Here is a 26607-nt window from a genome sequence, read left to right as displayed (position 1 = left end):
GCGTGCGTCCGGCCGGCTTCACTCGCGTCGGCGCTGGGAGCGCCAGACGAGGAACAGGGCCGAGGTGACGGCTGCGGCCCGGACCACCCAGGGCCAGGTGTCCTGGAGGGCGGTCTTCATGCCGTCCTGGGCGACCTCGTCGCCCCAGCGGCCCTCGACACGGCCCCACAGCCAGACGAAGCCGGCCACGATCGCGAGTCCGGGGATGCCGAGCGCGGCGAACTTGGACTCGTTCGGGGAGAGTCGGCGCGAGGTGTAGGCGAGGACCCAACCCACGCCCAGGGCGATCCAGTTGCCGAGGATCGCACCCACCACGAGAGAGACGGCCGCCAGGAGCAGCAGCGGGTTCGTGTAGCCGGTGAGACGCGGACGGAGGTGGATGCGCCGGCCGCGAGGAGCGATGGCCGCCTCGACGCCCTCATCGTCGTCCGCTACCTCGTCGTCGGCATCGTCGTCGTGGGGCAGGGGCCTGGCCCTGGCCTTGCCGGAACGGGGGCGGTCGTCCTCCTCCGGCCGGGCGGGCGGTGGTTTGAGTATTTCGGGGATCTCGACACCGCCGACGAAGCCGGGGACGTTGTCGGCCCCGCCGAACGGGCTCGAGTCGATCCGCCACCAGTCCGGCTGTGCGTCGCTGGGCCCCAGTTCGTCCTCTCCCGCGAGGTGCGGTGGCGCAGCTGCTCCGGGGGGCCGCGGCACGGACGGTCCGTCGGAGGCGTCGGCGTCCGGGGACCGCTCGTCACGCGGCCGCGGCATGAAGCGGCGCTTCTGCGGCTCGTCGTCCGGCTGCTCGCCGTGCGCCTTCGGCCCTGGGGATCCGCCGTCACCTGTGCCCCCGTCCGTGGGACGCGCGCGCCCGCCGAGCACGCTGCCGAGGATGCCCGATCCGGAGATCCCCGAGCGCAGGATGCGCGACCCGGGGGACGTACCGCCGAAGAGGCCGTGCGGTCCGGAGTCGTCGGCCCCGGGGTCGGCGCCGGCGGAAGGCGGTGGGGTGGGTGTGGGCCTGGGGGCGGGCTCGGCAGGTGGGGCGGCCGGACTGCCGTACGGGGAGCCGTGGTTCGGGTCCTCGTCGGAGGAGGTGGGGCGGGTGGGCGTCGCGTCGCCGCGGTCCACGGCTCGCTGGACGACCGACTCCGGCGTGCCGAGGCCGGCGAGGAGTTTCCGTACGGTCGCGGGGCTGTCGTTGGGGCTCGTGGCGCGCAGCCGCTCGACCTTGCCGCGGACCTCGGTGACCAGGCGCATGCGGGCGCCGGAAGGCAGTTGGCGCTGCTGAGCGAGGTCACCGACCCTGCTCAGGTAGTCGAAGACGAGCTGATCGCTCTCGATCGGCACGAGGTGCTCCCTGCGCTTCTCCCTCTTCGCCCGCGAAGTCCCCCACGGGTGGGGCGGTTTGCCCCGTCCGACGTTACCTTCCGACCCAGGCCGTGCGGCCTTGTCCCCGGGCGTCGGACGCGCCGGATTTCCGGCCGCCGGGTGACCGGCGACGGAGCGCCCCGGCGCCGGGCCGGCCGGCGGGAACCCCCGCACGGTCCGAGGGACCGCTAACGTTGGCAGGATGACGAACGACAGCAGGGAGGCCGCTGCCCCTGCGAGGACCCTCGCCGAGGAGTTGAGGCGCCGCGACGACGTCTCCCTCGCCGCGCTGCTCCGAGCGCGGCCCGACCTGCTCAACCCCGTTCCGAACGACCTGACGCAGCTCGCCACCCGGGCCGGTACCCGTGCCTCCGTCGTACGGGCCGTCGAGCGGCTCGACACCTTCGCCCTGCAGACCGCGGAGGCCCTCGCCGTGGCCTCCGACCCGGCTCCCTACGCGGAGCTCTGCGCCCTGCTCGCCGGTGACGACGGCGACGCCGATGTCGAGGCGGCGCTGCCCGGGGCCCTCGCCGTACTGCGGAACCAGGCCCTCGTCTGGGGCCCCGAGGACCGGCTCCGCCTGGTGCGTACGGCCCGCGAACTGCTCGCGCCGTCCCCTCAGCACCCGTCCCCCACGGGCCTCGGCCCGACTCTCACCGAGGCCACCGCAGGTATGTCGCCGGGGCGTCTGCAGCAGATCGTCGCGGCGGCGGGCCTGCCCGCCACGCACGACCCGGTGTCGGCGGTGCAGGCGCTGACCGCCCTGTTCACCGACCGGCCCCGGATGGCGGCGCTGCTCGACGAGGTGCCGGCCGAGGCGCTCACCGTGCTCGGCCGGCTGACCTGGGGGCCTCCGTACGGCCAGGTGACCGCCGATCCGGCGCCGCATCTGCGCCTGCTGCTCGACCGCGGGCTCCTGGTGCCGACGTCGCCGGGGACCGTGACCCTGCCGCGTGAGGCGGCCCTGCATCTGCGCGCCGGGCGTGCGCACCGCGAAGTCGGTCCGCTGCCGCCCGAGGTCGGTGTCGCGCGCGAGCACCGGCCGCGGATCGTGGACACCACGGCGGCCGGGCAGGCCTACACCGCGCTCGCGACCGTCGAGGAACTGCTGCGGGAGTGGCACGAGGGCGGGCCCGCGGTGATGCGGGCGGGCGGTCTGAGCGTGCGGGACCTGAAGCGGACGGCGGTGGCGCTCGATCTGTCGGAGCCGGTCGCCGCGTTCTGGGTCGAACTCGCCTACGCCGCGGGCCTGATCGCCTCGGACGGCGAGGCGGACGAGCGGTACGCGGCGACGCCGGCGTACGACGCGTGGCTCGAGCTGCCGGCCCCGGAGCGCTGGGCGGTGCTCGCCACGGCCTGGCTGTCGGCGACCCGTACCGCGGGTCTGGTCGGTTCCCGTGACGCGAAGGAGCGTGCGCTGTCCGCGCTCGGCCCGCACCTGGACCGTTCGGCGGCTCCCGAGGTGCGGGGCAGGGTGCTCGCCCTGCTCGCGGAGCTGCCCGAGGGTGCGGCCCCCGACGCGGCGTCGGTACTGGCCCGCCTCCGCTGGGAGCGTCCGCTGCGATCCGCCGAGAGCGCGGGCACTCCCACCGATCCCCCGGACGACCTACGCTCCCGGCTGGCCCGCTGGACGCTCGACGAGGCGGAACTGGTCGGCCTCACCGGCCGCGGCGCCCTCTCCGCGCAGGGCCGCACTCTCCTCGACGCACCGGCTCCGGGGTCCCCGGCCGAGGCCGGCTCCGCTGCCTCCCGGGCGGCGGCCGTGCTCGCGCCGCTGCTGCCCGAGCCGCTCGACCACGTACTGCTGCAGGCCGACCTGACCGCCGTCGCGCCCGGCCCGCTGGAGCGGCCGCTCGCGGAGACGCTCGCCGTGCTCGCCGACGTGGAGTCCAAGGGCGGCGCGACGGTGTACCGCTTCACCCCCGGTTCCGTACGCCGTGCGCTCGATGCCGGCCGTAGCGCATCCGACCTGCACACCTTCCTGACCGAGCACTCCCGGACGCCGGTGCCGCAGCCGCTCGCCTATCTGATCGACGACGTGGCCCGCAAGCACGGTCACCTGCGCATCGGGGCCGCATCGGCGTACGTCCGCTGCGACGACGACGCCGTGCTCGGCGAGATCATGGCCGACAAGCGCGCGCAGAACCTGCGCCTGCGGCGCCTCGCGCCGACCGTGCTCGCCGCCCAGGCCGACCCCGGCGCGCTGCTCGACGGACTGCGCGCGATGGGCTTCGCCCCGGCGGCCGAGACCGCCGACGGCGACGTCCTCATCACCCGCGCCCACGCGCACCGCACCCCGCCGCGCACCGCACCGGACCCGGTGCCGGACGGTCCGCCGCCGCCGGACGGCACGCTGCTCGACGCGGCCGTCCGCGCGATCCGCGCCGGTGATCTGGCGTCCACGGCACCGCGCCGCGACACCCCGCGCCGGACCGGTGAACTCCCCCGCACCACCTCCGCCGAGACCCTCGCCACCATGCAGGCCTCGGTCCTCACCGGCGCGGCCCTGTGGATCGGCTACGTGAACGCCGAGGGCGCCGCCAGCCAGCGCGTCATCGCCCCCGTCCGGGTGGAGGGCGGGTTCGTCACGGGTTACGACCACACGGCGGACGAGGTCCGCACGTATCCGCTGCACCGCATCACGGGCGTGGCCGAACTGGCCGAAGGGCCGGCGGACACCGCCTAGGGCCTGTCGTCCGGATCGGCGAGCGGGCTGCCGATCCGGAGCAGGTTGCCGCTGCGGTCGACCACGGCGAACTCGCGCAGGCCGTAGTCGGTGTCGACGGGCGGCACCAGGCGGCTTCCGGTGGCGGGATCGGTGGGCACGCCGAGCCGGCTCCACGCGTCGTGCAGCGCGTCCGCGTCCGGCACGTGGACGTAGCAACTGCCCGCGGTGGTAAGGGGATCCGTCTCGGCGTCGTACGAGAAGTGCAGCTCCACGGTGCCGCGGACCACGATCAGGTACCCGTACTGCGCCGCGTACTCACCCCGCTCCTCGAAGCCCAGACGGGCGTAGAAGTCCCGTGTCTCGCCGAGGTCCCTGCTGGGCAGGATCGGCACGGCGTATGCGTCTGCGTCCATGCCGCACACCGTAGCGAAATGGGGCTTTACCTCAAGCATGCTTGAGGTCTTACGGTCGACTCCGAGGACGGCGGGAACCCGCCGGCCCACGAGACCGAGAGGTGCCCGATGACCACGGAGCAGCAGCGGACCGAGGACCGGGAGCTCGCCACCGAGCCGGTCGCGTACTGGACCGGGATCGCCCACCAGGAGATCCTCGCGTTCATCCGCGCCCGGCAGGCCGAGGCGGGGTTCACGCAGCCGCAGTACTGGATACTCCGGTTCCTGTCGCCGCACGATCTGGCGGCCGACGACCGCGGGACGACCCTCCCGGAACTGACCGACACGACGAAGTCGTACCGCCAGGCCGAGGACGACCTCGCGGCGGATGCCGAGATCCTGCTGGAGCGCGGGTGGATCACGCGAGAGCCGGACGGGCGGCTGCGGATCACCGGGGCCGGCGACAGGGCCCGCACGGAACTCAAGGCCCGGGCCCCGGCCTGGCGCGCTCACATCCACGCGGGCATCGACGACGCCGACTACGCCACGACCGTCCGCGTACTGCAGCGCATGCTGCGGAACGTGCGCGGCGAGGAGGACGGGAGCGAGCGGTGACCGGCCCGGGATTCGGTGTGCGGAACGTGAGTCGTGGCACACAGGACGGGCAGGAGCCGTGACCCCGCACGGGCCGCACTCCTGACACCGGTCAGGACCCCGCATCGGGCACCCCCGTGGCGGTAAACTCTGGAGTTTCGCGTGATGGCGCTTCCCGGAGGTACGTGTGTCCTGTCTGATCGTCCAGAGCGACAAGACGCTCCTGCTCGAGGTCGACCATGAGCAGGCGGAGGCCTGCCGTCGCGTCATCGCCCCGTTCGCGGAACTGGAGCGCGCGCCCGAGCACATCCACACCTACCGGGTGACGCCGCTCGGCCTGTGGAACGCGCGGGCGGCCGGCCACGACGCGGAGCAGGTCGTGGACGCCCTCGTCGAGTTCTCCCGCTATCCGGTTCCGCACGCGCTGCTCGTGGACATCGCCGAGACGATGTCCCGGTACGGCCGTCTGACCCTCTCCAAGCACCCCACCCACGGCCTGGTCCTGACCAGCACCGACCGGCCCGTGCTCGAGGAGGTGCTGCGGTCGAAGCGGATCGCGCCGCTGGTCGGCACCCGGATCGACCCGGACACCGTGGCAGTGCACCCCTCCGAGCGCGGCCAGATCAAGCAGACGCTGCTCAAGCTGGGCTGGCCGGCCGAGGACCTCGCCGGTTACGTCGACGGCGAGGCGCACGAGATCGAACTCGACGAGTCCGGCTGGTCGCTGCGGCCGTACCAGAAGCAGGCCGTGGAAAACTTCTGGCACGGCGGCTCCGGCGTCGTCGTGCTGCCCTGCGGCGCGGGCAAGACGCTCGTCGGTGCGGGTGCGATGGCCGAGGCGAAGGCGACCACCCTGATCCTGGTGACCAACACGGTCTCGGCCCGGCAGTGGAAGCACGAGCTGATCAAGCGGACCTCACTGACCGAGGAGGAGATCGGCGAGTACTCCGGTACGCGCAAGGAGATCCGCCCGGTCACCATCGCCACGTACCAGGTCCTCACGACGAAGCGGAAGGGCATCTACCCGCACCTGGAGCTCTTCGACTCGCGCGACTGGGGTCTGGTGGTCTACGACGAGGTGCATCTGCTTCCGGCGCCGGTCTTCAAGTTCACCGCCGATCTGCAGGCGCGCCGGCGGCTCGGCCTGACCGCGACGCTGGTGCGTGAGGACGGGCGGGAGTCGGACGTGTTCTCGCTGATCGGGCCGAAGCGGTTCGACGCTCCGTGGAAGGAGATCGAGGCGCAGGGGTACATCGCGCCGGCCGACTGCGTGGAGGTGCGCGTCAGCCTGACGGACAGCGAGCGTCTCGCGTACGCGACGGCCGAGTCCGACGAGAAGTACCGCTTCTGCGCGACGACCGCGACGAAGCGGAAGGTCACCGAGGCGCTGGTGGCCCGGCACCAGGGCGAACAGACCCTGGTCATCGGCCAGTACATCGATCAGCTCGACGAGTTGGGCGAGCATCTGGACGCGCCGGTCATCAAGGGGGAGACGACGAACGCACAGCGCGAGAAGCTGTTCGAGGCCTTCCGCCAGGGCGAGTTGAACGTCCTGGTGGTCTCCAAGGTCGCGAACTTCTCGATCGACCTGCCCGAGGCGACGGTCGCGATCCAGGTGTCCGGCACCTTCGGCTCGCGGCAGGAGGAGGCACAGCGGCTCGGACGGGTACTGCGGCCGAAGGCGGACGGGCACGAGGCACGCTTCTACTCCGTCGTCGCGCGCGACACGATCGACCAGGACTTCGCGGCGCACCGCCAGCGGTTCCTCGCCGAGCAGGGCTACGCCTACCGGATCGCGGACGCGGACGACATCCTGCAGGCGTGAGCCGGCGGCGCCACGGGGCTCAGCGCCGCCGTACGCCCGCCTCGCCGTACTCGCTCTCGCCCAGGAGGACGACGCCGATCGCGGCGCCGGCGAAGGCCTTGGCCGCGCGCAGGGCGCTGCCGAGGGGGTGGTGGTGCCGGGGCCCGGCAGCGGCGCTGGCGCCGTGGTGCCGGGCGGTCCGGACGGGGGCCGGGGTGAAGGATGCGCTGCTCATGGTGTCCATGGTGGGCTCGGGGGCCCTCCCGGCGCGTCGGCCCGGGGGCCTATTCGTGGGCCCGTTCCATCTCCACCCGCAGGGGGACCGGGTCCCTCTCAGGTCACAGTCGAACCCTGACGTGGTCTCGGGGTGGGCCCTGAGCGGTGGGTCCACCGGGCTGGGGCCGACGCCGCCAGGAAAACCGTTTGGCTCCGCCCCCACCCCTTGGCTTAGACTCCCGCCTTCCCGCCTCCCGTCGTGGAGCGCCGCCGTCCGGACGGTAACCGGTCGGCTGCCCTTGTAGGCCGGGGTGTTCGCACGGACTGCGCGCAGCGAACCGTGAGCACCCCCGCCCCCGCTCTTGGTGAACCCGGAGGCAGCACCACCATGTCCGAGGACGTACGACCCAGCACGGCCGCCGCCGATGACCGACCGGACGGTGCGCTCAAGGCGGACAGCCGGGGCGGCGGCCCGCTCGCCGGCGAGCAGGCCCATCTGACCGCCTCACGGAGCGCCCTGCGGGCGATGCGCGAGGACGTCCAGTCGCTCGACATCCGCGACGTCACCGCGAACTGGGTCAACTCGGAGGTCCTGCACAGTCAGATCGAGGAGCGCATCAAGGCCCTCGCCGACCTCTCCCACACCCCGCTCTTCTTCGGCCGCCTCGACCATCTGCACCGGATCGGCGCCGACGAGGCGGAGGGCGCGGACGGCGACCGCTTCTACATCGGCCGCCGCCACGTGCACGACGTCGACGGCAATCCGATGGTGATCGACTGGCGCGCGCCCGTGTCGCAGGCGTTCTACCAGGCGTCCAAGCAGCACCCGATGGACATCGCCCTGCGCCGCCGATTCGGTTACACCGGCGGCGAGTTGACCGCGTACGAGGACGAGCGGCTCTCCGACCCCGGCGAGGCCGAGCGGAGCAGCAAGCTGCTGCAGCAGGAGATCGAGCGGCCGCGTGTGGGCCCGATGCGGGACATCGTCGCGACGATCCAGCCGGAGCAGGACGAGATCGTACGGTCGGGACTCGGCGGCACGGTCTGCGTGCAGGGCGGTCCCGGCACCGGAAAGACCGCGGTGGGCCTGCACCGTGTCGCGTACCTGCTCTACGCGCACCGTGAGCGCCTGGCCCGCACCGGGACGCTGGTGATCGGCCCGAACAGGTCGTTCCTGCACTACATCGAGCAAGTCCTCCCGGCACTCGGCGAGTTGGAGGTCAAACAGGCGACGGTCGACGACCTGGTCGCGCACGTCGAGGTACGCGGCGTCGACGGGCCGGCCACGGCACTGCTCAAGGGCGACGCCCGGATGGCCGAGGTGCTGCGGCGCGCGGTGCGGGCGCACGTGACACTGCCCGAAGAGGCACTGATGGTGGTGCGCGGTTCACGGCGCTGGCGCATCCCCGCATACGAACTGGCGGAGATCGTGCAGGAGTTGCTGGATCGCGACATCCGCTACGGTGCGGCCCGCGCGGCGCTGCCGCAGCGCATCGCGCACGCGATCCTGGTCCGCATGGAGCAGGCGGGCGAGGCGCCGGACGACCGGGTGCAGGACGCGGTCGCGCGGAACGCGGCGGTGAAGGCGGCCGTCAAGTCCTGCTGGCCGCAGGTGGATCCGGCGAAACTGGTGCTCCGGCTGCTGGCCGACGCCGAGTTCCTGGCCGAGCACGCCGAGGGGATCCTGGATGCGGACGAGCAGAAGACGGTCCGCTGGGAGAAGCCGCCACGGTCGGTGAAGTCGGCCAAGTGGTCTGCGGCGGATACCGTGTTGATCGACGAGGCGCGGGACTTGGTGGAGCGCACACATTCGCTCGGCCATGTGGTGCTGGACGAGGCGCAGGACCTGTCGCCGATGCAGTACCGGGCGGTGGGCCGCCGCTGCTCGACCGGATCGGCGACGGTGCTCGGCGATCTGGCCCAGGGCACCACGCCCTGGGCGACGGCGAGTTGGGACGAGGCGCTTGCCCATCTGGGCAAGCGGGACGCGCTGGTCGAGGAGCTCACCGCGGGCTTCCGTGTGCCGCGCGAGGTGATCGCGTTCGCGTCGAGGCTGCTGCCGGACATCGCCCCGGGACTGACCGAGGTGCGGTCGGTACGTGAGTCGCCGGGGGCGCTGGAGATCCGCCAGGTGCCGGGTGCACCGGCGGCGGCGACGGTGGAGGCCTGCACCGAGGCGCTCGAGCAGGAGGGCTCCATCGGCCTGATCGCGGCCGACATCCGGATCCCCGAGCTGGCCCGCGCCCTCGACGAGGCCGGCGTGCGCCACCTCGCACCGGGCGAGGAGACCACCCACGAAGCCCGGCTCACCCTGGTCCCCGCGTCTCTGGCCAAGGGCCTGGAGTACGACTACGTGGTACTCGACGAACCGTCCGCGGTGGTCGATGCCGAGCCGGACGACCGCACGGGGCTGCGCCGCCTCTATGTGGCTCTGACGCGAGCGGTGTCGGGCCTGACGGTTGTTCATGGAGCGCCTCTGCCGCGGCAGTTGGCCGGCTGAACGGTTCACCGGACACGGCTGGACCCCGCCGGGGTAAGGGGGTTTCCCCGGCGGGGTGTCTGCGACGCCGTGCGGTTCGACGGTCGGCGGATGCGGCGGGCGTCAGCCGGTCGCGCCCTGCACGACCTGCTGGATCGCGGCGACGGCGACGTCGGGCTCATCGACGTAGATGTAGTGCTCACTGTTCTTGGCGACACTCAGCTTGCTGTTGCTCGACAGCTTCAGCCACTCGTGCTGGCCCTGCGTCCACGCCCGCTCGAGACCCTTGCCGTACTTCGGAACGGCACCCAGGTACTGCTTGCCGTGCTGGATCACCTCGACCGGGATGTCACCGGCGGAGCGCACCGGCCCGTCCGGGGTCACCAGCTTCTCCGGCCCCTTGCCCTGCAGGACCATCAGCGTCTGATCACGCAGCTCCGCCGACGCCTTGTCCGCGTCCGCGGGAATCAGCTTCTTGAGATCCGCGCCCTGGGTCGGCGAGGTGGCGTCCATCAGGACCAGGCCCTTGATCCGGTCCTGGTGGTCCGGCGCGTACCGCCCGGCGAAGAGGCCACCCAGCGAGTGCCCGGCCAGCACCACCGGCGACTCCCCCGCGACCTGGTCCAGCACACCGGTCAGGACCTTCCCCGCGTCCTCCACCGTCTGGAGCCCCTCGGGCTTGTCGCTGGCCCCCGCGCCGAGACGGTCGTACGAGCACACCCGGTCCTTGCCGCTGACGGACTTCTGCAGACCGGCCAGCTTCGTCACATCGTCACCGCCGCCGTGCAGCAGCATGACGACCGGCTTGCCCTCCGCGGCCTTGCCCGAGCAGGAGACATTCACCGTCCGCCCGTCGACCTTGATCTTCTTGGTCCCGGTGAACGCGGCCGCGTCGTCCGCCTTCGCGCCCTCGTCCTCGGCGCCGTCACCCTTCGCCGCTCCGTCCTTCGCGCCGTCGCCGGTGCTGCTCGCCGCGGGCTTCTTGTCCGCCTTCGGCTCGTCCTCGCAGCCGACCAGGCCGACACCCACCGCGGCGCAGCACAGGGCGACCAGGGCGGACTTGCGTACGTTGCGGATCTTGCGGTTCATGAGGCCCTCGCAGTAGGAAAGTTGGCGCGGAGAACGGTCCGTACGGTGGAAGAACCAGGCACTTCCGCCGTGTCCACCGACCGCAACTCCGGTGCGCTGCGGCTGTATTGGACGCTACGGAAACCACCACCCCGCACGCGTCACCACACGGTGGACACCTCCACGTAGCTCCCGAGGGGGACAAGCGCCCTACAGCCGCTGTCCGCGAGGGATGTGGAGCTCAACTCCCTTATGCACAGGGGCTATTGGCCACATCCGCCGTGGTGCTGCGCATGCAGGCCCGCAGGGCGCGCCGACATGCCTCAGGTGGTGCGCAGGTTGCGGGCCAGTAGCGGGAGCAGGCGTTCCCAGTGGCGGTCCAGGGCGGACGGGCTGTGGGCCGAGGTGTCGGACATGGTGAAGCCGTGGACGGTGTCCGGGTAGATCTCGGAGGTGTATGTGAGGCCGGCGCCGTCCAGGACCTGGTTGAGGGACGACAGGTCCTCCGCGGTGATGTCGCCCGCGGCGTGGCCGAAGTGGACCTCTGCGGCGAGTTGTCCGAGTCGGTCGGGGCCGTCCGCCGCGACCGGGGCGTGGAAGGCGGCCACAGCGGCCACCTCGCCGGGGTGCGCCGCGGCGGTGCGTACCGCCAGGAGGCCGCCGAAGCAGTATCCGGTCACGGCGACCGGGCCGGGCGCGGCCTCGGGCCGTTCCCCGAGGAACCGCAGATATGCGGCGGCGTCGTCGAGGACCCGGTCGAGTGTGTGCTCCCCGAGCAACGGCATGAGCCGGCCCACGAGTCGGTCCCGCTCCTCGTCCCCGATGAATTCCGGGAGGTCGACCAGGGGCGTGCGGCCGTTCCGGTAGAGGTAGTGCGGGACGAGTACGAAGTACCCGTGGCCGGCCAGCTGTTCGGCCATCTCGCGCAGTACCGGCCGCAGGCCGAAGGCGTCCGGGTACATCAGCACGGCCGGGTGCCGTTCGCCGTCGTCGGGGAAGGCGGCGAGGGCGTCCGCCCGGCCGTCGGGCATGGGAATCTGCAGCGTCCTGCTGGACATGAGGTCTCCTGTCGTGATCGATCTGCCGAATCTGCGATCTCTCACAACAGGGGGCGGAGCGCGTGCCGTTGCTCCACCCGGCAAGCGGCCGGTCCCGGCCCGCCCGGCGCTCAGCGGAGCACCGGGTCACCGATCCGTGTGTGGCGCGAGGCCGTCCCGGTAGTCATGCCGGGGATCGTAGCCGATCGCCCCATCGGGACTGCCGCGCCCGGGGGTTCACCCGTCGATCGCGGTGCGCCACTCCCGTACCGCCGCCGGGGACACCGGTGCGCCCCAGCCGTCGGGGCGGGCCGCGCTGCCGATGTGGAAAGCGTCGACGCCGTGCGCCTTGAGCTGGGGTACGTGGTGCAGGGCCAGTCCGCCGCCGACCAGGATCTGCTGCTCGTAGCCGGGTTCGCCGGAGCGGGCGGCCTCGGCGGTGAGGACGGGCAGGCCGTCGTCGACGCCGGTGGCGGCGCCCGCCGTGAGGTAGGTGTCGAGGCCGGGCAGATCGGCGAGCTGCTTGCGCAGGGCGTCGCGGTCCGCGGCACGGTCGATGGCCCGGTGGAAGGTCCAGCGTGCACCGTCGACGGCGCCGACCAGGCACTCGACCGCGGCGAGGTCCGGGGCGCCGGTGTCGTCGAGGAAGCCGAGGACGAATTCGTCGGCGCCCGCGTCCCGCAGCGCGCGGGCCCGCCGGGCGAGGCGGTCCACATCGGCGGGGCTGCCGGCGGCGAAGCCGTCCTCGGCGCGCAGCATGACGCGCAGCGCGATGCCGACGGCGGCACGGATCGCGGCGAAGGTCTCCAGGGAGGGCGTCAGCCCGTCGGCTGCCATGTCCGTGACGAGTTCGAGGCGGTCCGCGCCCCCGGCTTCGGCGGCGATCGCGTCCTCGGCGTCGAGGGCGATCACCTCCAGGACTGCGCGCTCGCTCATGGGTCCTCTTCCTCTGGTTCTCCGTAGGCGGCCGATCGGTTCCGTGGACCCTCGACGCTCTGCCGCCGACGGCCGATTGTCCCGGCTGTTCGTCCGCCCCACCATGTACGGGCGGGCGGACGAACAGCCGGGACAATCGGGACAGCGAGGGACGGTACAGGTCTAGTCCAATAACCAGAGTACGCGCTGCCGGCTCCTTACGGGAGACGCTCAGTGCCCGTGCCCACCACCGGTCCCACCGTCGCCACCTGCGCCGTGCTCCTCGGCGGCTCCGCCGTCGCTTTCCGGCTCGTGCTCCTCGGCGGCTCCGCCGTCACCGCCGGATCCGCCACCGGTCCCGCTTCCAGCCTGGACCGTGAAGGCCGCGGTCCGCACCTTGCCGTCGTGCTTGAAGTCGAGGAAGAGGCGGTACGAGCCCTTGCTCGGCGTCGTCGCAGTGAACGACACCGGGCCCGGTTCCCCCTCGTTCGGGTGGACATGGAGGTAGGCCAGGTCGCCGGCACGCAGTGCGACCAGGTGGCCGTACGCGCCCAGGTAGGGCTGGAGGTCGGTGACGGGCCGGCCGTTCCTGGCGACGGCCAGTTCGAGTTCGCCGGCCTTTCCGGGGGTCAGTGATCCGTCGAGGGTGACCTCGTAGCCGTCGCCGGCGTCTGCCGTGGCCCGCTGCTCCGGGAGCTCACGCGGGGCATAGTCCCCGGTGACCGCGAGGTCGGCCCCGAGGGTGAGGCCTTCGCCGCCCTTGGGCCGGAAGTCGGCGAACATCCGGTACCCGCCGGCCCGCGGCAGCTCCACCGGCGTGGACCAGGTGCCGTCCGCGGCCCGCTCCGGGTGGAGATGGCGGTACTCGCCGAGGTCGCGCGAGGCGACGATGAGGTGCAGCTCCTTCTCGTGCTGGCGCTGGTACGCGGTGACGTGGCGGCCGCTGCCGTCCTCGATCGCGAAGCGGAGTTCGGCCTTCTCGCCCGCGGCGATCCTGGGCGTCTCGAGATCGAGCGTGTAGCCGTCCTGGGAGATCTGCAGTCCACCGGGCGGCTCCGCCCCGTGGCCGCCCGCCTCCCCGCCCGTCCCGGTGTCGCCGCCGTCGTGCCCGTGCCCCGCCTCCTGCTCCCTTCCCCCGTCGCCACCGACCGGGCCCACGCCGTCCCCGACCGCATAGGCCGTGCCGAAGGTCGCTGCGAGCGCGGTGACGAAGGCACCGATTCTCAGTCCGGTTCGCATGACGTTCTCCCTTGGTGTCCAGGGCTCCGGGATCTCCGGCCCTCTGATCCGTTCCGCGGATCCGTCGGGCTCGCTCTTGCGCTCACCTACGAACGACCATACCCCCAGGGGGTACCAAGTCAAGCACCGGACCCCGCTTGCTTTGCATAGGGCAGGGGGGTATATCTGAAGGCGGCGCGGAGATACCCCCAGAGGGTATATGGACAGAAGTCGGACCACCCGAGGCCCGAAGCTTCGGGAGCCGATCGACCGGCTCGGCTCCACGGACAGCGACAGGCAGCCAGTTACGGGAAGTGACCACAAGCTATGGAGGGGCGGCAGTCATGAGCAGCACGCACACGCCGACGCCCCGGGCCGACGAAGCCCCGGGCACCCAGGTCGAGTTGGCCATCGGCGGCATGACCTGCGCCTCGTGCGCGGCGCGCATCGAGAAGAAGCTGAACCGCATGGAGGGCGTGGCGGCCACGGTCAACTACGCGACGGAGAAGGCGAAGGTCACCTACCGTTTCGAAGACGTCGCCGTGCAGGACCTGATCGCCACGGTCGAGGCCACGGGCTACACCGCCGAGGAGCCTGCCCCACCGCAGACCACCGGCCCGTCCGCCACCGGCGCCGCCGAACAACCCGATCCGCTGACCCCGCTCCGGCAGCGGCTGCTCACCGCGGTCGCGCTGGCCGTACCCGTCATCGCCATGGCCATGATCCCGGCCCTGCAGTTCGAGTACTGGCAGTGGCTGTCCCTCACCCTCGCCGCCCCCGTCGTGACCTACGCGGCCTGGCCCTTCCACCGCGCCGCCTGGACCAACGCACGGCACGGCGCCGCCACCATGGACACCCTGATCTCGGTGGGGACCTCGGCCGCGTTCCTCTGGTCGCTGTGGGCGCTCTTCTTCGGCACCGCCGGCACTCCGGGGATGACGCACCCCTTCGAGCTGACCATCGCCCGCACGGACGGCGCCGGGAACATCTACCTGGAGGCCGCGGCAGGCGTCACCGCCTTCATCCTTGCCGGGCGCTACTTCGAGGCCCGCTCCAAGCGGAAGGCGGGCGCGGCCCTGCGGACGCTGCTCGAACTCGGCGCCAAGGAGGCCACCGTCCTGCGCGACGGCGGCGAGCAGCTGATCCCGACCGCCGAACTGCAGGCCGGTGACCGGTTCCTGGTACGCCCCGGCGAGAAGATCGCCACCGACGGGCGGGTCGTGGAGGGCTCCTCGGCGGTCGACGCCTCGATGCTGACCGGTGAGTCCGTCCCCGTCGAGGTCACCGCCGGCGACACCGTCACGGGCGCCACGGTCAACGCGGGCGGCAGACTGGTCGTGGAGGCCACCCGGGTCGGCGCGGACACCCAACTCGCCCGGATGGCACGCCTCGTGGAGGACGCGCAGAACGGCAAGGCCGCGGCCCAGCGCCTGGCCGACCGCATCTCCGCGGTCTTCGTCCCCGTCGTGATCGCGCTCGGGCTCGGCACCCTGGGCTTCTGGCTCGGCTCCGGATCGGGGTGGGCCGCCGCGTTCACCGCCGCCGTGGCCGTACTGATCATCGCCTGCCCCTGCGCCCTCGGCCTCGCCACCCCCACCGCCCTCATGGTCGGCACCGGACGCGGCGCCCAACTCGGCATCCTCATCAAGGGACCCGAAGTCCTCGAATCCACCCGCAAGATCGACACCGTCCTCCTCGACAAGACCGGAACCATCACCACCGGCCGCATGACCCTCCTCGCCACCCACACCACCGACAGCACCGACAGCACCGACACCACCACCGAGGACGAAGTCCTACGTCTCGCCGGGGCGTTGGAGCACTCCTCCGAGCACCCGATCGCCCAAGCCGTCGCCAGGGGCGCGGCCGAGCGGCTCGGTGCGCTGCCCGTACCCGAGGACTTCACCAATGTGGGGGGTCTCGGCGTCCAGGGCGTCGTCGAGGGCCACGCGGTCCTGGTCGGCCGCGCACAGCTTCTCGCGGACTGGGAGATCCACCTGCCCACGCACCTGGAGCGCGCCAGGGCCGACGCGGAAGCGGCGGGCCGCACGGCGATCGCAGTCGCCTGGGACGGTGAAGCCCGCGCGGTGCTCGAGGTCGCGGACGCCCTGAAGGAGACCAGCCCGGAGGCGGTACGCCGGCTGCGCGCCCTCGGCCTCACCCCGATCCTGCTGACCGGCGACAACGGCGCGGTCGCCGCATCGGTCGCCGCCCAGGCCGGCATCGACGAGGTCATCGCCGAAGTACTGCCGCAGGACAAGGTCGACGTGGTCAGGAAGCTGCAGGCGCAGGGCCGTTCGGTCGCGATGGTCGGCGACGGGGTCAACGACGCGGCCGCCCTCGCCCAGGCCGACCTGGGTCTGGCCATGGGCACGGGCACGGACGCGGCGATCGAGGCCGGCGACCTGACCCTGGTACGGGGCGACCTGCGGGCCGCCGCCGATGCGATCCGGCTCGCGCGCAGGACGCTGGGCACGATCAGGTCGAACCTGTTCTGGGCCTTCGCCTACAACGTGGCCGCATTGCCGCTCGCGGCGGCCGGACTGCTCAACCCGATGATCGCGGGCGCCGCGATGGCCTTCTCCTCGGTCTTCGTGGTCGCCAACAGTCTGCGGTTGCGGGGCTTCAACTGACGCCGCTGCGGCCCTGGGAAGGCTCCGGTGACGGACGGGCGCTCTCTCCGCGAAAAAGGTTGAGCTCGCCCTCCGTCACCCCGGCCAGTTCGTACCGCGTACCGGCGAGTGGACGTCCCCCGAGGAGACGGATGAACGTGTCCGCCGGGCCGAGATACCGGCCCGGCGGGTGCTCGCCGTCGGCCGCCCCGAGCGTGACCGGATCGTCGAAGCCGTCCAGGTCCGCGTGCACCGCGACCGTTCCGCGGCGCCGGGACACGTCGGAGGCGAGCTTGAGCGCGAGCGGCAGCCCGTCGCCTCCGTAGGCCCCCGGCCGCCCGAGTGCCTCCCGTACGTCACCGCCGTGGATCCACTCGCCGAGCGCGATCACGTCGAGGCGGCCCCTCGTCCGCGCCAGAATGGGGCCGGTCTCGGTCGTGCCCCGCTCCAGCTCGTCGACCACCTTCTGGTGGGACCAGTCGGAACGCTCCGCGATGTCGCGGTCGTTGGCCTCCGGCGAGTACACACCCTCCTCGAACCGCGCCTCGACCACCCGCATCAGCGCGGACGAACAGTGCGCGACCACATGCCGCACGGTCCAGCCCGGACAACAGGTCCGTACCGCGAAGGCGTCGTCCGGCAACTGCCTCAACAGCGGTACGAGAGCGTCGCGTTCGGTCGTGAGAAGCAGTCCGGGCAGCTCAGGATCACGTGTCTGCGTCATGCCGCCTCATGCTAGAAGCCGGTCGTGTACGTGGTCCCACGACCGCCCCGACCGCGCCGCACCGCACCGCCACCCCGGCTGACACCATGGCCGTCCGCCACCGAGGAGTGCCCCATGCCGAGCCGCCCCAGCCTGCTCTACGTGACCGACCCGGTCTACCCGGCGCAGGGTCGGCGCTACGGCGACGAGGACATCCTGCTGTCCTCCCGGCTCCGCACGGACTTCAGGATCGCGCTGTGCCACCCGCTCGACGCCACGTCGCTGATGGACCGCTTCGACGCGGTCGTGGTCCGCAACAGCGGCCCGGTGCTGCACTACCAGGACCAGTACGAGGACTTCCGCACCCGGGCCACGGCCCACGGCGTCCGGGTCTACAACCCGCTGACCGGCCGGGCCGACATGGCGGGCAAGCAGTACCTGCTCGACCTGACCCGGGACGGCCACCCGGTGATCCCCACCGTCGAATCGCCCCAGGACCTGCACCGGCTGCCCGAGGCCGCGCAGTACGCGGTCAAGCCGAAGGCGGGCGCGGACTCCGTCGGCCTGTCCTTCGTGACCCGCCGGGAGCTGGCCGATCGAGCCCAGGCCGCTCCGGCGCCGGAAGGCCTCGTGCAGGGCCCCGACCTCCTGATCCAGCCACGCATCGACTTCCGCTACGAGGTGTCGTTCGTCTACGTCGACCACACCTTCCAGTACGCCGTGCACGCCCCCGACCCCGACCGGCGCTGGGCCCTCGAGCCGTACGCACCGACCGATGCCGACCTGGCCTTCGCCCGGCGCTTCATCGAGTGGAACGGCCTCGACCACGGCATCCAGCGGGTGGACGCCTGCCGCACCCGGGACGGCGACCTGCTCCTGGTCGAACTGGAGGACCTCAACCCGTATCTGTCCCTCGACCGGATCGACGACCCCACCCGTGACGCTTTCGTCGACGCCCTGAAGACGTCCCTCCACCGCTTCCTGGGGGCCGGCGAGGGGTAGCGGCGCGTCCGGATCAGGCCGGCGCCGCCGGGCCACCGCTCACGACCAGGAGAAGCCCTCCGGCGAGGCGCCGTCGACGAACACCGTGCCCGCCCGCACCCTGTCCCCGCGGATCGCGCGGGCCCGCCGGTACTCCGGTGAGTCGTACCACTCCCAGATCCGGTCCATGTCGGGGAACTCGACGACCATGAACAGCGCGGCAGCCTCGCCGTCCTCGAAGGCTCCGGGCGTGGGCACCATGACCAGGTACCGCCCGCCGTGGTAGCGGATCGACGCCTGGGCCACCGGTGCGTAGGCGAGTCCGGCCTCCTCGTCGAGCACATCGACGTTGACGACCACGTAAGCAGGCACGCGCCTTCCTTCCCTCTGTCCGGTCCACGGCATCGGCCGCGGGTGTGAATGGCACGTCCCAGCTGTACCGGCTCGGGCGTCCTGGACCGGCCGTACCGGCTCAGCCGTACCGGACCAGCTGTACCGGACGGGGCCTGCGTGTCTAGCGCCGGGTCTCCTCCGCCGCCTTCGACAGGGACGGCCCGCTCGCCACCACGCGGGTGGACGGGCGGGACTGCGCGCCCCGCTCCAGGCGCAACGCGACGAACGTCGCGACCAGGGCCGCGACCGCCATGCCTGCGCCTGCCCAGGCCGGGGAACGGTAACCGAGGCCGGCGTCGATGACGAGGCCGCCCAGCCAGGGGCCGCCCGCGTTGCCGAGGTTGAACGAGGACGTCGTGGTGGCGCCGGCCAGGGTGGGGGCGGCGCCGGCGACGTTGAACATCCGGGCGTTGAGCGCCGGTGCCGTGTAGAACGCCGAGACGCCGATCAGGAACGAGAGGCCGACCGCCATCACCGCGTTGTCCGCGAACAGCGCCAGCGCGACCAGGAACACGAGCGAGGCGGTGATCCCGCTGAACAGCACACCGAACAGGTGCGCGTCCGCGTACCGTCCGCCGATCATGGTCCCTACCAGCGCGCCGACCCCGAAGAGGCCGAGCACGGTCGGCACGGCGGAGGTACCCAGTCCGGTCACGTCCGTGAGCAGCGGCGACAGATAGCTGAACGCACAGAACACGGCGCCGCCGGCCAGCGTCACGACCGCGACCTGGGTCCACACGTGCTTGTCCCGGTAGATGCTCAACTCCCGGTCGAGCCGCGGCTTCTCGTCGGGCGTGGGGATGCGCGGGACGAGAGTGACGATGCCGACCAGGGCGATCACGGTCGCCCCGCCCACCGCCCAGAACGCCGAACGCCAGCCCAGGTGCTCACCGAGGAAGGCACCGAGCGGGACGCCGAGAACGTTGGCGATGGACAGTCCGCCGATCATCACGGCCATCGCCCGCGCCCGCGCCTTGCGGTCGACCATCGCGATCGCCACGGACGCACCGACCGCCCAGAACCCGGCGCAGGCCAGCGCACTGACCACCCGCGAAGTGAAGAGGATCTCGTACGTGGGAGCCAGCGCCCCCGCCACCTGCCCGACACCGAACACGGAGATCAGCCAGATCAGCGTCGCCCGCCGCGGCAACTGCAGGGTCGCGACCGCCAGCAGCGGGGCACCCACCACCATGCCGATCGCGAACGCCGAGATCAGCAGCCCCGCCTGCGGGATCGACACATCCATGTCGTCCGCGATCGGCGGCAGCAGCCCCGACAGCATGAACTCACTCGTACCGAGTGCGAAGACGGACAGACCGAGGATGTACACGGCCAACGGCATGCGGGCAGGGGCAGGCGCCGGGGACTCGGCGGAAGCGGAAGGCATATCAGCCAGTAACACGAGGTGACGACGGCACATTCCTGCCCGAGGGCCCGGTCTTCCGGGCCAGCTCGTACGTGACGACCTCGCCGTGGTCGTCGGTCGTCTCGGGGCCGCGGGTCAGGGTGAAACCGGCTCGGGCGAGGACGGCCCGGGAGGCGGTGTTCGACGGCTCGCTGCGGGCCACGACCGTGGTGACGGCCGGGTCGGCGAGGGCCCAGGCGCTCAGGGCGCGCAGTGCCTCGGTCGCGTAGCCGTCGCCGCGGGCAGCGGGGACCAGGTCGTAGCCGACCTCGACGCGGCCGTCGGCCGGAGCCCCGTGGAAGCCCATGGCGCCGAGTGCGAGGCCGTCGGCGTCGCGGACCAGGACGTACATGCCCCAGCCCGCTCGGTACCGGCCCTCCGACGCGGCCTTCGCCAGAAAGCCGGCCCCGGCCCGGGTGCCCTCCACCGGCCCTCCGGTGATCCAGTCGAACCCGCCGGGCCCGCCGACGCTGAGCGCCGTGGCCTGCGTGGGGTCGATCTCGGTCAGCGTCATGCGCGCCGTGGCGAGGGTCCGTCCGCCCTGTGCGCCTTTGGTGGTCGTCATCGGGATGATTGTGCGCCGATCAGACGGAGTTCGGTAGCGAGATTGTGGCGGGCGGGGCCCTCCCAGTGCTCGGCGCCGTACGGGGTGCGGAACAGCCTCGGCAGGTCGAGCAGTTGGCGCAGCACCCCGGCCCGCCCGACGGCGAACGCGTCGTCCGGCACGAACCCGTACTCCACCCGTACCGCCGCCGCGTATGCCGCGTAGTCGTCCGGCGAGGAGGCCAGGATCGCGAGGTCGGCGTCGCAGAGCACCTCGCCGTCGGTGTCGCCCTCGGCCGGGTCGTGGGTGACGGTGAGCCGTACGAGCCGGGCCACCTCGGCGACCGCCTCGGGTGCCAACCCGGCCTCGTGCAGGGCTCGTTCGGCGATGCTCGCCGATCGCTCCTCGTTCTCGGAACGCTCCGGCAGATACACCGCGTCGTGGAACCAGGCGGCCAGCCGTACGAGGTCGGGGGCGTCCGCGTGCTGCGCGAGGGTGTCGACGTGCCCGAGCACGGCCGCCAGGTGCTCGGTGGTGTGGTACTTCCGCTGCGGCTCGGCCCACCGTGCGAGCAGATTCTCCGCGTACGGCTCGGGGTCGGGCCCGTCGCCGTCGCGCGCACCCCGCAACGCCTCCGCCCACTGTCGCCGCAGTACGGCGTCGCGGTCCGCGTCGGAGCCGGAATCGGGCGGGGAGGTGGACTCCTGCGGAACATCGTCAGCCATACGCCGAGCGTATCCAGCCCTCACGCAACCGCGGGAGCAGTGCTCGGGAACGAGAGCACCGCTCTACGGCGGGAGCGGCGCTCGAGAACGAGAGCACCGCTCTACGGCGTGAGCACCGCTCGAGAACGAGAGCACCGCTCTACGGCGTGAGCGGCGCTCTCTCCGCGGCGGGAGCGCCGCTCTGAAGTGGGAGCACCGCTCTGGTGCGTGAGCACTGCTCTCGTGCAGGTGCACTGCTCCGATGCGTGAACACTGCTCTCGTACAGGTGCACTGCTCCGAACCGAGATCACCGCTCTCGCCCCGGAGCACCCCCACCCTTCCGCCTCCGCAGCCCCGCCGCGGTGAGCAGGCGGACGACCTCACGGCTGGAGACCTCCAGCGCGCCTCCGGCGACCGCGTCGGCGTAGCGGTGGGCGGGGACGTCGTAGTGGTCGCGTTCGAAGGCGCGGCGAGGGCAGCCGATCGACGCGGCGAAGGCGTGCAGTTCCGCGTACGAGACATCGCTGACCAGGTGCGACCAGAGACGCCCGTGCCCGGGCCAGGTCGGCGGATCGATATAGACGGTCACGGGGTCAGCCCAGTACCGATCCGAGCGATCCCACCGGCGCGACCACGATCCCGGCCTTCCCGCACACCCAGTGCGGGTCCTCGCCCAACTCCGGTTCCACGTCCAGGGCGTGAGGTTCGCCAGAGCCGCAGGCGGGGCACAGCGGCCAGCGCCCGTACTTCTCCAGGAGCGCGTCCTGGACGTCCTGGGCGACCAGGCCGGAGACGTACGCCGCGCCCTCGGGCCACTGTTCGACCCACCAGCGCCGGTGGGTCACCGAGTCCTCGACGAGCGTGACGACGTCCGCCTCCGCGACGGCACCCGCCACCAGATCGGCGAGGATGAGCGCGCGGGCCTGGTGCAGCGCCTGCTCCAGGGGGCTGGTGGGGTCGGAGGCATTCATGCAGCCATTGTGCGCCCACGACCCACCGCCCCCGAAAGCCGCGACTCCGGACCCGCCAGGCGCGACCCCCGAGCCCCGAGCCCCGAGCCCCGAGCCCTGAGCCCTGAGCCCTGAGCCCTGAGCCCTGAGCCCTGAGCCCTGAGCCCTGAGCCCTGAGCCCTGAGCGATCAGATGATCCCCTGCGCGATCATCGCGTCGGCGACCCGCTCGAAGCCGGCGATGTTCGCGCCCGTCACGTAGTCGCCGGGCGCCCCGTACCGCTCCGCGGTCTCGTGGCAGTTGACATGGATGTCGTCCATGATCCGGACGAGCTCCTCGTCGACCCGCTCCGCCGACCAGGCCGTACGGGAGGCGTTCTGCGCCATCTCCAAGGCGCTGACCGCGACTCCTCCCGCGTTGGCCGCCTTGCCGGGGCCGAAGGCGACGCCCGCCTGCTGGAAGAGGTGCACGGCCTCCGGCGTGGTCGGCATGTTCGCGCCCTCGGACACGGCCTTCACACCGTTGCGGATCAGCGCGGCGGCGTCGTTCTCCTCCAGTTCGTTCTGCGTGGCCGACGGCAGCGCGACGTCCGCCGGGACGTCCCAGACCCGCCCGCCCGGCACGAACCGCGCCGACGAGCCCCGCCGCTCCGCGTACGCGTCCACGCGCCCGCGCTCGACCTCCTTGATCTGCTTGAGCAGTTCCAGGTCGATGCCCTTCTCGTCGACCACGTAGCCGCTGGAGTCGGAGCACGTCAGTGCGTTCGCACCGAGGGAGTTCAGCTTCTCGATCGTGTAGATCGCGACGTTCCCGGAGCCGGAGACCACCGCCGACTGGCCCTCCAGGTCCTCGCCCCGCTCCCGCAGCATCGCCGCCGCGAACAGCACGGCGCCGTACCCGGTCGCCTCCGGCCGCATCGCGGAGCCGCCCCACTGCGGGCCCTTGCCGGTCAGCACGCCGGCCTCCCAGCGGTTGGTGATCCGGCGGTACTGCCCGAAGAGGTAGCCGATCTCCCGGCCGCCGACGCCGATGTCGCCCGCCGGTACGTCCGTGTGCTCACCGATGTGGCGCTGCAGCTCGGTCATGAACGACTGGCAGAACCGCATGACCTCCGCATCGCTGCGCCCGTGCGGATCGAAGTCGCTGCCGCCCTTGCCGCCGCCGATGCCGAGTCCGGTCAGCGCGTTCTTGAAGACCTGCTCGAAGCCGAGGAACTTGATGACGCCGAGGTTCACCGACGGGTGGAAGCGCAGTCCGCCCTTGTACGGGCCGAGGGCGCTGTTGAACTCGACGCGGAACCCGCGGTTCACGTGCACCCGGCCTTGGTCGTCCTGCCACGGCACACGGAAGATGATCTGCCGCTCGGGCTCGCAGAGGCGCTCCACGAGGCCCGGTTCGGCGTACTCGGGACGGGCCGCGAGCACCGGTGCGAGCGTCTCGAGCACCTCGTGCACGGCCTGGTGGAACTCGGGCTGGGCCGGATTGCGCCGCTCCGTCTCGAGGCGGAGGTTCTCGAGGGAGGTCAGCGCGGTCTTCGTCTCGGATCGTGTCGCCACGGGGTCCCTTTCTGGCACAGCTGTTACCCGTACGGACGAGGCCCTCGGCACGCGCCGGATCACGACACGGCCCTGCCTCCGGTACGCACCGGTGATGAACGCTCGGCGCCGTTGCCGCGCGCAGGACGGCGGCCGCCCCGGAGCGTCCGAGGAGCGGCCGACCCTTCAGTGTTACAGCCCGGTAAATCGCGAGACCAGGGGCCCGGGCTCACCTTCCGCAATCTGAGACTCGGCTACCGCGCACCGAAACGCCTCCACCACTCTGCGCGAGCACCCCAACGCGCCCCACACGTGGGCGAACCGGACGCAGGACGCGCGTGATCAGCGACCACCCGGCGGTGGCATACGTCACTCCCCCGAGGCGTACGCGGCGAAGGAGTCCCGGACCCGTCGCGGCTTCGCACCTTTCAGGCCGTCCAGGCGACGCCGTTGGCGCCGAGAACCTGCCCCCCCCTGTCCGGGTGTGCCGGAGACGGAAGCCGCCCACCCGATCCGACACGGGGACGCGCCCGTCGGCCTCGTGTCGTATACGAGATCCTCGCCGCACCCCGTCGCCGCCCCGAAGCTCCGCGACGCGAGAGCGGCCACCCCATCCTCAACTCCCGGTCCATGTACGGGCCTTCCGCGTCCGGCCACTCTCGGTCGGACCCGGGCGGCACCGCCGCGCCGCACCGAGCCCGCCCCCACACCCCCGGAGGACCACCTACGCCTCGATCCGCTCCAGCAGGCGGACCGTCACCTCGTCGCCCTCCCGCTTGCCGATCGCCTTCCGTACGTCCGCCTTCACCGGCAGCTTGTGCCTGCCGTCGCCGAGCGCCATGAACGAGCTGCGGAACGGGTGCCCGTCGACCGTGCCGCGAACCTTCACCAGCCCGCGGGTACCGAAGAAGGCGACGGACTCGGACCACACCACGTAGGTCCAGCCGCCTTGCTCCGGGCTCTTCCGCAGGGTCGCCGTGAATTCCTTGTCGATCACATCAACTGCCCTCCGGTCTGCGGCCTACGGTCTGCGGCCTGCGGCCGACGTGGTCCCGTCCGGACTCACGCGGTGCCACCCAGGTGGACCGACGTACCGGACGAACCTCATCGCCCGTCGATGCCGGACGCATATGCCCCACGGACGACACGGCCGTCAAGCGATCTCACCCGACCGAGCGAACAACATCAACTGAGCTGCGGCCAGGGCCTGTTGATCGCCCTAAGCTCACCCGGACCGCCCGCACTCCGAACGGAACTGCATGGTCAGCTCATCCCACGAGACGATGCACCGCATCTTCCAGCACGACCCCGGACTCTTCAGCCGCGTGTCCCAGTTCCCGGGGGCCGACATCCCGAGACCGGTCAGGGCGCCCACGCTGCCCACCGACCTCACCGAGGACAGCCCCGTGGAACGGCGGGTGGACACTCTGCTCAGGTTCGACTTCGACACCACCGGGCAGGGCGCATTCCTCCTCGCAGTGGAGGCCCAGGGCAAGAAGGACCCGGACAAGCCGGCGAGTTGGGCGTACTACGTCGCCTGTCGTGCGACACGATGTCGCTCCATTTGAGTAAGTAAGGCCGCGCGAAGGGTAGTTGATACGGCCGAACTTCAGGTCTGTACTCGGACCGGTCCCCGCGCTCACGTGCGTCGCTGGTAACGGCGGGGTGTGAGGCTGAGCGTTCAAGCTCAAGGGTTCTCTGGCCATCTGGGAACCACAAGCAAGGGGAAGGCTGGACGGACGAACGCAAGTGAACCCCCGATGATGCCTCGTGAGCGTAAGGCAAGTCGTACCTCGCCGAAGAGATCCGGGACGAAGGCCGGGACGAAGACCGCGACGAGGACCTGGCCGAGGCCCTGCTGGTCATCCTGAAGCAGCGTGGTCTCACCGTGCCCGACGACGCCCACCAGAGCAGCACCTCCTGCCACTTCTCTGTCAAGTTCAGCGTGTTGAGCGAGGGTGCCGGAGGGCGCCTCCGTCGATGACCGGGTTGTGGAGTTCGATGAGGACGACGTCATGCAACGGTCGTGTCGCCGACCGCCGCGCTCGCGAGTGTCTCGTCGCGCTGCGCGAGAACTCACGCGCCCTGGTGGGATGCCGATGGCCCTTCTGGCGGGGCGGGGTTGCAGGCCCATGCCGCCGCCTCACCGGCCTCTGCCAACCCTGAAACATCTGAGGTACCTTCTGGCGCCCCCATGGCACACTCTGGGCAGCCGTCGCCATGGAACGAATGACGGTGAAGCACCCCCCACTCCAAACGGACAAGGACTTCACGTGGCAAGAACTCGCACTGGGGCAACCGCGCTGGCCGGCGCTCTCGCCCTCACGGCCCTGGGCGTCGGTTTCGCACCGACCGCAGCCGCCGACGGCCCCGCTGTCCAGAACAAGTACTCGGTGAAGGTCACCGCCACCACCAAGAACGTGGGAGGGAAGCTGCTCGCGACATGCTCCGCCGGGAAGGGCGGCACCTGCACGCTCTCGAAGACGTACTCCGTCACACGTACCATCGGAACCGATCTGGGCATCTCACGCGGCGCGGTCGCCAGTTCGATCAACTTCAGTAGTTCCACCTCCGCGAGCGTGACGGCGGCGTGCACTTCCCCGAAGTTCTCCTCGAACAGCCAGGTCTACAAGGCCTATACGCAGGGGACCAGGAAGTACTACAAGGTCACCAAAAAGACCTACGTCCAAGGCATGCTGGCGAGCACCAAGACCTCGGGCACGCTCTCGGCCTTCAATCCCACAGGGGTCAAGTGCGTGATGAGACAGCGCTGACAGGGGCAGTCTCTCTGCTCACCATGTAAGAAGGGCCGTCGGCGGGAAACGCCGACGGCCCTTGTGGTGGGGCGGGCTGCGGGTTGGCTCGTGCGCCGGATTCGGATTGAGCGGCGCCAGGCGTCGCTGCGGCGTCTGGCCCGTGGGGCGCGGCTTGCGTCGACGAAGTCAGCTCGCAATCCCCGGGCGTAAGGGATCGGGCTGCCGGGAAGCCGTTTGGCTGGGACTGAGATCGTGGGCCGGCCGCAATAGCCGTGCACC

Annotated in this window: 23 protein-coding genes and 1 pseudogene; 8 read left to right on the top strand and 16 right to left on the bottom strand. The window is 71.6% G+C overall.

Features of this window, described 5'->3' with window-relative positions; translation table 11 throughout:
* Positions 1–18: 18 nt before the first annotated feature.
* Positions 19–1332 carry a hypothetical protein gene (locus DSC45_RS27860; protein WP_119294734.1) on the bottom strand — a complete coding sequence of 438 codons (1314 nt, stop codon included), beginning with the start codon at positions 1330–1332 and terminating at the stop codon, positions 19–21.
* A gap of 223 nt (positions 1333–1555) precedes the next feature.
* Here DSC45_RS27860 and DSC45_RS27855 point away from each other — a divergent pair, with 223 nt between their 5' ends.
* Positions 1556–4039 carry a helicase-associated domain-containing protein gene (locus DSC45_RS27855; RefSeq protein ID WP_119294733.1) on the top strand — a complete coding sequence of 828 codons (2484 nt, stop codon included), beginning with the start codon at positions 1556–1558 and terminating at the stop codon, positions 4037–4039.
* Here the strand turns inward: DSC45_RS27855 and DSC45_RS27850 are convergent.
* Positions 4036–4434, bottom strand: a complete 399-nt coding sequence (locus tag DSC45_RS27850; RefSeq protein WP_119294732.1) for a bleomycin resistance protein — start codon at positions 4432–4434, stop codon at positions 4036–4038. The two genes, DSC45_RS27855 and DSC45_RS27850, sit on opposite strands and share 4 nt — an antisense overlap.
* Before the next feature lie 108 nt (positions 4435–4542).
* Here DSC45_RS27850 and DSC45_RS27845 point away from each other — a divergent pair, with 108 nt between their 5' ends.
* Together DSC45_RS27845 and DSC45_RS27840 are read left to right on the top strand one after the other, a co-directional pair.
* Positions 4543–5028: a MarR family winged helix-turn-helix transcriptional regulator gene (locus DSC45_RS27845; RefSeq protein ID WP_119294731.1), complete on the top strand. Its 486-nt coding sequence runs from the start codon at positions 4543–4545 to the stop codon at positions 5026–5028.
* A 166-nt stretch (positions 5029–5194) separates the two neighbouring features.
* Positions 5195–6832 (top strand): DNA repair helicase XPB, encoded by a 1638-nt coding sequence (locus DSC45_RS27840; protein WP_119294730.1) that lies wholly within the window; start codon positions 5195–5197, stop codon positions 6830–6832.
* 19 nt (positions 6833–6851) lie between these two features.
* On the opposite strand, the gene DSC45_RS27835 is transcribed toward DSC45_RS27840, so the two are convergent.
* A complete protein-coding gene (locus tag DSC45_RS27835; protein ID WP_119294873.1) occupies positions 6852–7046 on the bottom strand; it encodes a hypothetical protein in 195 nt (64 codons plus the stop codon).
* Between the two features lie 369 nt (positions 7047–7415).
* On the opposite strand from DSC45_RS27835, the gene DSC45_RS27830 reads away from it, so the two are divergent.
* The gene (locus DSC45_RS27830; protein ID WP_119294729.1) at positions 7416–9527 is read left to right on the top strand and encodes a HelD family protein; all 2112 of its coding nucleotides are present in this window, start codon (positions 7416–7418) and stop codon (positions 9525–9527) included.
* 102 nt (positions 9528–9629) lie between these two features.
* On the opposite strand, the gene DSC45_RS27825 is transcribed toward DSC45_RS27830, so the two are convergent.
* The 4 genes from DSC45_RS27825 to DSC45_RS27810 form a co-directional block, all read right to left on the bottom strand.
* Positions 9630–10595, bottom strand: coding sequence for an alpha/beta fold hydrolase (locus tag DSC45_RS27825; RefSeq protein WP_119294728.1), 966 nt, complete (start codon positions 10593–10595; stop codon positions 9630–9632).
* Positions 10596–10897: 302 nt separating this feature from the next.
* Positions 10898–11632, bottom strand: a complete 735-nt coding sequence (locus DSC45_RS27820; RefSeq protein ID WP_119294727.1) for a dienelactone hydrolase family protein — start codon at positions 11630–11632, stop codon at positions 10898–10900.
* Between the two features lie 216 nt (positions 11633–11848).
* Complete coding sequence (locus DSC45_RS27815) at positions 11849–12547, bottom strand: copper homeostasis protein CutC (RefSeq protein ID WP_119294726.1); 699 nt, start codon at positions 12545–12547, stop codon at positions 11849–11851.
* Positions 12548–12757: 210 nt separating this feature from the next.
* Positions 12758–13765, bottom strand: a complete 1008-nt coding sequence (locus tag DSC45_RS27810) for a hypothetical protein (protein ID WP_119294725.1) — start codon at positions 13763–13765, stop codon at positions 12758–12760.
* Positions 13766–14088: 323 nt separating this feature from the next.
* Here DSC45_RS27810 and DSC45_RS27805 point away from each other — a divergent pair, with 323 nt between their 5' ends.
* A complete protein-coding gene (locus DSC45_RS27805) occupies positions 14089–16377 on the top strand; it encodes a heavy metal translocating P-type ATPase (RefSeq protein WP_119294724.1) in 2289 nt (762 codons plus the stop codon).
* Here the strand turns inward: DSC45_RS27805 and DSC45_RS27800 are convergent.
* Complete coding sequence (locus DSC45_RS27800) at positions 16370–17080, bottom strand: maleylpyruvate isomerase family mycothiol-dependent enzyme (protein ID WP_119294723.1); 711 nt, start codon at positions 17078–17080, stop codon at positions 16370–16372. The genes DSC45_RS27805 and DSC45_RS27800 overlap by 8 nt on opposite strands.
* A 114-nt stretch (positions 17081–17194) precedes the next feature.
* Between DSC45_RS27800 and DSC45_RS27795 the strand changes: the two genes are divergently transcribed.
* Positions 17195–18061 carry an ATP-grasp domain-containing protein gene (locus DSC45_RS27795; protein WP_119294722.1) on the top strand — a complete coding sequence of 289 codons (867 nt, stop codon included), beginning with the start codon at positions 17195–17197 and terminating at the stop codon, positions 18059–18061.
* Between the two features lie 39 nt (positions 18062–18100).
* Here the strand turns inward: DSC45_RS27795 and DSC45_RS27790 are convergent, their stop codons facing one another.
* The 8 genes from DSC45_RS27790 to DSC45_RS27755 all read right to left on the bottom strand — a co-directional run bounded on the left by DSC45_RS27790 (position 18101) and on the right by DSC45_RS27755 (position 24566).
* Entirely contained in the window at positions 18101–18412 is a 312-nt protein-coding gene (locus DSC45_RS27790) for a DUF1330 domain-containing protein (RefSeq protein WP_119294721.1), read from the bottom strand.
* A gap of 142 nt (positions 18413–18554) precedes the next feature.
* Positions 18555–19775 carry a Cmx/CmrA family chloramphenicol efflux MFS transporter gene (locus tag DSC45_RS27785; protein ID WP_119294720.1) on the bottom strand — a complete coding sequence of 407 codons (1221 nt, stop codon included), beginning with the start codon at positions 19773–19775 and terminating at the stop codon, positions 18555–18557.
* Positions 19776–19821: 46 nt separating this feature from the next.
* Positions 19822–20403: a GNAT family N-acetyltransferase gene (locus DSC45_RS27780; protein WP_119294719.1), complete on the bottom strand. Its 582-nt coding sequence runs from the start codon at positions 20401–20403 to the stop codon at positions 19822–19824.
* The gene (locus DSC45_RS27775; protein WP_119294718.1) at positions 20400–21107 is read right to left on the bottom strand and encodes an HD domain-containing protein; all 708 of its coding nucleotides are present in this window, start codon (positions 21105–21107) and stop codon (positions 20400–20402) included. The genes DSC45_RS27780 and DSC45_RS27775 overlap by 4 nt, the downstream gene beginning before the upstream one ends.
* 287 nt (positions 21108–21394) lie before the next feature.
* Positions 21395–21676, bottom strand: a complete 282-nt coding sequence (locus tag DSC45_RS27770) for a DUF4031 domain-containing protein (protein ID WP_119294717.1) — start codon at positions 21674–21676, stop codon at positions 21395–21397.
* Between the two features lie 4 nt (positions 21677–21680).
* Complete coding sequence (locus DSC45_RS27765) at positions 21681–22058, bottom strand: hypothetical protein (protein ID WP_119294716.1); 378 nt, start codon at positions 22056–22058, stop codon at positions 21681–21683.
* Between the two features lie 167 nt (positions 22059–22225).
* Positions 22226–23593 (bottom strand): NADP-specific glutamate dehydrogenase, encoded by a 1368-nt coding sequence (gdhA, locus tag DSC45_RS27760; protein WP_119294715.1) that lies wholly within the window; start codon positions 23591–23593, stop codon positions 22226–22228.
* Positions 23594–24296: 703 nt separating this feature from the next.
* A complete protein-coding gene (locus DSC45_RS27755; RefSeq protein ID WP_119294872.1) occupies positions 24297–24566 on the bottom strand; it encodes a DUF1905 domain-containing protein in 270 nt (89 codons plus the stop codon).
* Positions 24567–24831: 265 nt separating this feature from the next.
* Here DSC45_RS27755 and DSC45_RS27750 point away from each other — a divergent pair.
* Both DSC45_RS27750 and DSC45_RS27740 read left to right on the top strand, forming a co-directional pair.
* Positions 24832–25110: pseudogene (locus tag DSC45_RS27750) on the top strand (hypothetical protein); the annotation flags it as partial.
* Between the two features lie 735 nt (positions 25111–25845).
* Positions 25846–26346, top strand: coding sequence for a hypothetical protein (locus DSC45_RS27740; RefSeq protein WP_119294713.1), 501 nt, complete (start codon positions 25846–25848; stop codon positions 26344–26346).
* The last annotated feature ends 261 nt before the right edge of the window (positions 26347–26607 follow it).

It is taken from the genome of Streptomyces sp. YIM 130001, from assembly GCF_003574445.1.
In the GTDB taxonomy this organism is placed as follows: domain Bacteria; phylum Actinomycetota; class Actinomycetes; order Streptomycetales; family Streptomycetaceae; genus Streptomyces.
Note: the sequence above shows the minus strand (reverse complement) of the source record. Positions and strands in the feature narration are given on the sequence as shown.